Annotated in this window: 2 protein-coding genes; both read left to right on the top strand. The window is 41.8% G+C overall.

Annotation, left to right across the window (positions count from 1 at the left end):
- Positions 1 to 397, top strand: a 397-nt coding sequence (locus tag QZF50_RS23625) for a hypothetical protein (protein ID WP_356947825.1), incomplete at its 5' end; no start/stop codon positions are given.
- 5 nt (positions 398 to 402) lie between these two features.
- Complete coding sequence (locus tag QZF50_RS23620; RefSeq protein ID WP_061892387.1) at positions 403 to 1,404, top strand: tyrosine-type recombinase/integrase; 1,002 nt, start codon at positions 403 to 405, stop codon at positions 1,402 to 1,404.
- Positions 1,405 to 1,587: the final 183 nt, after the last annotated feature.

The following is a 1,587-nucleotide window of genomic DNA, read 5'->3' as shown; positions in this document are numbered from 1 at the left end:
GAAATATGATATGCAGCGTAATTATTTAAAATTAGTCCTTTTTTATATCTTGTTTGTTTTTGCATCTCATGGTTATGCCTCTGAATGGTATGAAGGTGGAACATTACATAAGGCAAACGCCCTTGAGTGGCAAAAGGCATCTTATAAAAACAAATTGGCTACCTCGGCTGACTTTATAGCTGTACTTTATAATCAAGGAAGACTTACACCAGAATTGTCTACACAAGTTAAAAATATGGATGACCTCAAATTGTTGGCAGAGGAATTGACTAAACAACTTGATATGGCCTTTGAGCCTTTCGCAGATAAAAAAAAGAATAGAAAAGTATATCAAAATCAGTCTGTTTCTAATACGGCGGTATCTCTGATGTTGATGATGGGATGGATTAAGTCTTAATTAGAATGAGTGTTCGAAGACTACCTACTGGTAAATGGCTTTGCGAGTGTTACCCGTATGGAGCATCGGGAAAGCGTATTCGTAAACAGTTTGCGACTAAGGGTGAGGCGCTCTCTTATGAGCGCCGTTTAATGAATAGTAATTTGGGGAGCGAGTTTCAGGATGATTCTGGCCCCCACCTTTCCGAGTTGGTTGCTCGCTGGTTTGATATGTACGGTAAAACACTGTCTTCCGGTGAAGAGCGAAGGGCTAAACTCGAGGCGATTTGTTCTAGGTTAGGTGATCCGTTTGCTTCTCAATTTGATAAAAATATGTTTGCCACCTACAGGGAGCGGCGATTATCAGGTGAATGGAATCCAAAGGGGAAGAAGAAACTTAGTGAAGCAACTGTTAATCGTGAGCAGTCATATCTACATGCTGTTTTTGCCGAACTGAAGCGCCTTGGAGAGTGGTCTGGTGAAAACCCCCTGACTGGTATTCGCAAGTTTCGTGAGGAAGAAAAGGAACTGGCGTTTCTGTATGTAGATGAGATTGAACGCCTTCTGATTGCGTGTGATGAGTCACGGAATAAAGATTTGGGGGTTGTTGTTCGTATTGGGCTTGCGACTGGTGCTCGGTGGAGTGAAGCAGAAGGATTAAAACAATCTCAAGTACTGCCCGGTCGAATCACATTTGTCAAAACTAAAGGAAAGAAGAACCGCACTGTACCGATTTCACCTCAATTGCAGGCTATGCTTCCTAAAAAACGAGGAGCGCTATTTTCACCATGTTATGAGGCTTTTGACGCTGCAATTAAGAGAGCGAAGATCGAGCTTCCTGATGGGCAATTAACTCATGTGCTACGTCACACGTTTGCCAGTCATTTTATGATGCGGGGCGGAAATATTCTTGTGTTGCAAAAAATACTGGGGCATAGCGATATAAAAATGACTATGCGTTATGCGCATTTTGCTCCAGGTCATTTAGAGGCTGCTGTTGAATTGAACCCTTTTGACAATAGAGGGTAAAAAGTGGCGATAAAAAGTGACAATAGATTCAAATGGCGTTGTATAGATCTATTTGCAGAGTTAATAAAATCATAAGGTTATGATTTGTAAGTGGTGGTTGATAGTTTTTAAAATCCCTCGGCGTTCGCGCTGTGCGGGTTCAAGTCCCGCTCCGGGTACCATGGGAAAGATAAGAATAAAATC

Origin of the sequence: uncultured Escherichia sp. (assembly GCF_948475835.1) — a bacterium.
GTDB lineage: Bacteria > Pseudomonadota > Gammaproteobacteria > Enterobacterales > Enterobacteriaceae > ECMA0423.
Note: the sequence above shows the minus strand (reverse complement) of the source record. Positions and strands in the feature narration are given on the sequence as shown.